The sequence below is a fragment of the Coleofasciculus sp. G3-WIS-01 genome (genome assembly GCF_040223135.1).
GTDB lineage: Bacteria > Cyanobacteriota > Cyanobacteriia > Cyanobacteriales > Coleofasciculaceae > Coleofasciculus.
On the sequence record NZ_JAVJZI010000257.1, the window covers coordinates 1 to 6,259 of the forward strand.

Consider the following 6,259-nt stretch of genomic DNA (forward strand, 5'->3'; position numbering starts at 1 on the left):
GTAGCCCCGACTGGAATAATCAGCGCGGAGCGGTTACTTGGCGTGATGGTACTATCCCCACGGCTAATGAAGAGATTACTGAAGCTAATAGTTTAGTTGGTCTAACAGAGAATGACCAAGTGGGTAGTGGTGGCGTAACTGACCTAGAAAATGGGAATTATTTAATCAGTAGTCCATTTTGGAGTAATAGTCGGGGTGCCGTTACTTTGATGGATGGAAGTAATGGACAAACTTGGGAGGGTACAAACAGTATAAGCGATGAAAATAGTATTATTGGTCGCCAGTCTAATTCAGGTTTAGATACAGTTGTTAATGACTCAGTTAATGAAACGTTTTGGGTACAATTTGCTAACGAAGGTAGTGGTCGAGTAACAGCCGGCGTCCCCACAGATCTGACATTTGCTAACTTACCTGGTGCTTCGGTAACGTTCTCTCCCTCTTTTTTACAACGTACTCTAAATACGGGTACAGCCGTTGTACTGCAAGCCAATAATGATATTACTCTCAATAGTCGCCTGATTATAGATAATCCTGACGGTAATGGAGGAGACTTAACGTTTCAAGCTGGACGCAGCATCATGATTAATGCTGATATTCTTACAGATAATGGTGATTTAAACTTAATTGCCAACGAAACTATGGCAAATGGGGTGGTTGATTCCCACCGAGATAGGGGTAACGCGAAAATCCTATTGGCAAATGGAATAACATTGGATACGGGTGAGGGAGATATTAATATTACCCTGAATACAGGTGAGGGGTTAACCCATAATCAAAGCGGTGATATTACTCTAGACGGTAATATCAATACAAACCACCTGACGATTGAACATAAGGGATTAAATGGCGGGGTAATTATCGAGGAAACCGCGAATTTTGAATCAATTGACAATCTCACTATCTCTAGTCGTACTCTAACTCTCCCGGAGACAATAGAACTTAATCTCCAAGGCGGATTGCAACTGAATATCACGGAAGCGTTGGAGTTGGCAGGTCAAATTACGACGACAAACAGTAGCCTAGAATTTAATGCGCCGATTACTCTAACTGGTGATACTTTTTTAAATACAGGTGGTGCGGGGACTATTCTCTTTAATAATACGCTTAATGGAAATCACAATCTCGAACTGTCTACTGGCACGAATAGTATTACTTTTAATAACCCTGTTGGCAATATTACCCCACTGGATACCCTGACGATTAATGGGGGTCTAAATCTCACAACTACCATTAATTTGACTGGGGGATTTGAGCAAAATGGCACGAGTCCAGTCAATCTGGCTGGGACTATTAGCACAACAACTGGTACGATTGACTTAAATGGTGCGGTTACGCTTACAGGTGAGACTACTCTGAATACGAGTGGGAGTGATATTACGTTTCATAATAGGCTCAACGGGAACGGAAGTTCTGCTAATCTAAATCTGGCGGCTGGAATGGGGAATATCACGTTTCAAGATAGCGTTGGTGATATTAACCCACTGGGTAATCTAACTATTTTTAATGCCAATAACCTCACGGCGAATGATTCGATTAGGGTGGCTAGTCTGAAGCATATAACAGGAACTGGCACAATTAATCTACAGGATGTGCAAACCTCTGGGGGAGCGGTTGAACTGACAACTCGCAACAATCTAACTACGGTTGATATTACGACGGATGGGGGTGATATTCGTCTCACCAGTAATCAGGATACGGTAAAGAGTCGTAACCTCGATTCCTCGGCGGAGATTGGTGGTGATATTGTGGTCGAGGCAGAGGTAAGTATTGATGCTGGGAAAATTAATTCCAGTGGTAATATCGGCGATGGCGGTAATGTTATGCTTGATCCCCGTGAAGATATCCAGGTGAATTCGATTAACGCACGGGGGGGAAGTAATGGTAGAGGGGGCAATGTCGAGATAGAGAGCGATCGCGTCTTTCGGGCAATGGGCAGTTTTCCCCACAATGGTAGGGAAACCAGCATTTCTACAGCCGGTGGGAAGGGTGGCGGCGATATCACGATTCGTCATGGGGGAGAAGGCATCATTCCCTTTGATGTGGGAGATGCCACAATTAACGGCACAGCTGCTGCCATTACCAGTGGTGAGTTTACTATCGCCCCTTTCCAATCCTTTCCCTTTACCCACACTGAAGGCAATATTCGGATTATTAGTGTTGACGAAACCTCAAATATCCCCGTTAACCCCATTGATTTAACCACCACTGATTCCAAGAAAAATCAACCCCCAGTTGAAAAGGATGAATCTGGGGTGATGGAGATTGATAACTTATTTAGTCGAGATTATGAAAAGTATTTTGGCACAGAAAGACGGGCAGGGATTACCTTAGAACAAGCGCGAGAAATATTACGCCAAAATGCAGCAGCAACAGGGGTGAAGTCGGCGGTGATTTATGTAGTATTTGCCCCACAAACGATTAGCGCGGTGCCTGAAGGCGTAGACGTTGCGCCCAATAATAGCAGTTTATTGCGATCGCTAACCCCGCAACCGAGCGATCGCCTAGAATTAATTCTCATTTCTGCCGATGGACAACCTATCCGGCGATCGGTTAATGTAACGAGAGCAGAAGTCCTCAACATGGCAGCTCAATTTCGCCGCACTGTAACGAATGTAATCGATGACCGTAACTATCTGCCACCGGCTTACCAGATGTATCAATGGTTAATTAAACCCATAGCCGCCGATTTAGCCGCCCAAGATATCAAACATTTGGCATTTGTTATGGATACAGGGTTGCGTTCCATACCCATTGCCGCCTTGTATGATGGTAAGCAGTTTATCATTGAAAACTATAGTGTCGGCTTAATGCCTAGCCTCAGTCTCACCGATACTCGTTATCAAGATGTCAAAAATGATTCGGTTTTGGCAATGGGGGCTTCAAAGTTTCCAGATAAGGCGCCTTTACCCAGTGTTCCCATCGAGTTACACGTGATTGCAGATCAGGTGTGGGATGGTGAATCTTTCCTCAATGAAGAGTTTACCTTGAATAATCTCCAGCAAGCTCGGCGCAAAGCGACCTATGGTATTGTTCATTTAGCTACCCATGCCGAATTTAAACCGGGGAAACCGATGGATTCCTATATCCAATTGTGGGGGGACAATAAACTCACATTGGATCAGATGTGGCGGTTAGATTGGCATAAACCAACCGTGGAACTTTTAGTTTTAAGTGCCTGTCGCACAGCTTTAGGCGATGAGGAAGCCGAGTTAGGATTTACGGGATTAGCAGTACAATCTGGAGTCAAGTCAGCCTTGGGCAGTCTCTGGTATGTTAGCGATGAGGGGACACTGGGATTGATGAGTACATTTTACGAGGAACTCAAACAAAGTTCAACTAAAGCCGAAGCCTTGCGAAAGTCACAACTGGCAATGCTTAGAGGTGAAGTGAAACGAGAAGGCGATCGCTTAATTACCACTAAGAGTAGTATTCCCTTACCCTCTGATTTTCCGTCGATTAACCAAAACTACAGTCATCCTTATTATTGGAGTTCCTTTACCCTAATTGGTAATCCTTGGTAATCAGGGAACAGGGAACAGGTAACAGGCTATGGTTGGGGCTTTCTTCAAAGAGATAAGTTGACAGGGCAATCTCTATTTATTAAGATTTGTTAATATAGCTATAAAACCGTTGACAAACGAAGAAAAACATTGATGTCTAGCGCTGAAACAATAACCCGCTCTAATCAACAAGCCCCATCCTGGCAAATCAAGCTACTCTACGATGGTGAGTGTCCCTTGTGTCTACGAGAAGTTAACTTTCTCCAACAACGAGATGCGGGTCGAGGATTAGTCTCATTTGTCGATATTGCCGATGAATCCTATAATCCTGAAGACCATGGCGGGATTGATTATGAAACGGCAATGGGACGCATTCATGCCATATTACCAGATGGTAAAATTATCAAAAATATTGAAGTATTTCGTTCCATCTACGAGATTCTAGGGATGGGTTGGATTTATGCGCCAACTCGCCTACCTATCCTCAATGTTTTAGCCAATCAGATTTATACTATCTGGGCAAACTTACGCCTAAAATTGACAGGACGCCCTAGTTTAGCCACCTTAGTTGCTCAACATCAAAAGGGTTTAGATTGCCCAGATGAGCAAAAATGTCGCCTAGAACGTTAATCAAGAAATTATTTAGAGACGTGCCATGACACGTCTGTTATTGGCTAGGAGCGGGTTCTTTGTACTAGAATTTAGGACTGAATACTGACTTTATCGTCCAAGATAGTCGGTCGTTTCTCTTCCAGGCGTAGTCTGCTATATCTGGAAAATTGCTCCTCTGTTCCCTTTGAATATTTTGCAGTCCCGAAAAAAGTTTAATCTACTCCTGCTACTGGTATGGATTGCTATTGGTGCGGCTTTGCGCTTCACCAATCTTACCCTGAAGTCCCCTTGGACAGATGAGTTTGCGACACTGGTGTTTAGCTTGGGCAATAGTTTTCAGGCTGTACCCCTAGATCAAGGGATTTCTTTAGAGACGCTGTTACACCCTCTAAAACCTAACCCAGAAGCTGGCGTGGGAGTAGTCTGGCATACTCTGTTAACTGAGGATCACCATCCGCCACTTTATTTCATGCTCGCCCATGGGTGGATGCAGTTATTTCCCACTTCAGGAGAGTATATCTCACTTTGGGCGGCGCGATCGCTCCCGGCTTTTTTTGGTGTTCTCTCTATCCCAGCCATGTATGGATTCGGCTGGTTGGCGTTTCGTTCCCAGGTTGTGGCGCAATTCGCCGCTGCGATGATGGCGCTGTCTCCGTTTGGGATTTATTTGGCACAGGAAGCCCGTCATTATACGTTAGGTATTATTTGGGTTATCACGTCTCTTAGTTGCTTAGTCGTGGCGGTACAGCATCTCAAACGCCGAACACCTCTACCCATTGGGGTGGTATTGGCTTGGGTTCTGGTGAATAGTTTTGGTATCGCTACCCACTACTTTTTTAGTTTGACCCTTTTTGCTGAAGGAATTGCCCTGATGGGATTGGGGTTGTGGCATTATCGTCTTAGGTGGAAACGAGGGATAGCAGAGGGAGCTGGGGGAGCTGGGGGAGCTGGGGGAGCAGAAATTACATTTAAAGCTTATCCGAGTAGTATTGGGAATACTAGATTATCTAGTGGTAGGGAAACCTCCGGTGAGTCATACCTAGAGAAGACGTCAGCCGCAAACTCTTTAACGTGGTGGCGGATTTTGGCGGCGGCGATGGGAACAGGGGTTGGTGGTTTGGTGTGGCTACCTGTACTGCAGGGAGGGTATGAACCCCAGATGGCGGATTGGATGATGCTCAACCGTGAAAGTCTGTTGAGTTGGATTAATCCGATTTTTCAGACGTTGGCGGCTTGGATTACGATGGTGTCGCTGTTACCTGTAGAATCGTCTTCCCTGGAAGTTGTGCTGGCGGCTGGGGTGGTAATGATGGGGTTCTTTATCTGGGTAATTCCCTTTATCTATCGGGGGGGTAAAACCCTGGTGCGACAGGCACAAACGCGCTGGGAGACTGGGGTTTTAGCGGGGTTTGTCTTGAGTGCGATCGCGCTATTTTTTGCGATAACTTATATTCTAGGCAAAGACTTGACCAGAGGCGCACGATATCACTTTGTTTATTTTCCGGCTGTTATCCTCTTAATCGCCGCCGCGTTAGCGGTGATATGGAAAACATCTCACAGGTTACCCAACCTTTCCCCTTGGCGAAACCGAGGTCAAATCGTCGTAGTGATGGTTGGAGTAATGGGACTATTGAGTGGGATTACGGTAGTCAATAACTTAGGCTATCAAAAATATTATCGTCCCGACCTTTTAGTACCGATTATTGAGCAAGCCTCCCCTTTACCCGTTCTCATTGCGACTACCCATAATACCTTAGTGCAAACGGGGGAAATAATGGGAATTGCTTGGGAGTTGAGGAATCATAACTCATCTGCTATTAATAATCCTCAATTTCTCCTGGCTCATCAAGACCAATATCGCTGTCAAGGGTTAACCTGTCCCGCCTCAATAACTCTTAAACAAACACTCGCCCAAATGCCACGCCCTCTAGATATATGGCTAGTTAACTTTAAAGCGACGGTAGCCGATTTACCCAACTGTTATACTGAAGATTCTTCTCAGAATAAGGTAGGGGTGGATGGTTATAATTATCAACTGTATCACTGCCTTGCCGATAATTATGAAGGTTCCTCAGCGTCAGATTTGCCGTAATGCCATCTGTCGGGGCGGGTTTAACCTATAACTGAGCTAAACCTGCCCCTAGATG

At 45.1% G+C, this 6,259-nt stretch carries 3 protein-coding genes; all 3 read left to right on the forward strand.

Translation table 11 applies throughout. The features are described from left to right. The coding region (locus tag RIM23_RS27405) for a CHAT domain-containing protein (protein WP_446371196.1) at positions 1-3,521 on the forward strand (3,521 nt) is incomplete at its 5' end. A gap of 132 nt (positions 3,522-3,653) precedes the next feature. Next, positions 3,654-4,130: a thiol-disulfide oxidoreductase DCC family protein gene (locus RIM23_RS27410; RefSeq protein WP_446371198.1), complete on the forward strand. Its 477-nt coding sequence runs from the start codon at positions 3,654-3,656 to the stop codon at positions 4,128-4,130. Positions 4,131-4,305: 175 nt separating this feature from the next. Continuing rightward, a complete protein-coding gene (locus RIM23_RS27415) occupies positions 4,306-6,204 on the forward strand; it encodes a glycosyltransferase family 39 protein (RefSeq protein ID WP_446371200.1) in 1,899 nt (632 codons plus the stop codon). Positions 6,205-6,259 lie beyond the last annotated feature (55 nt).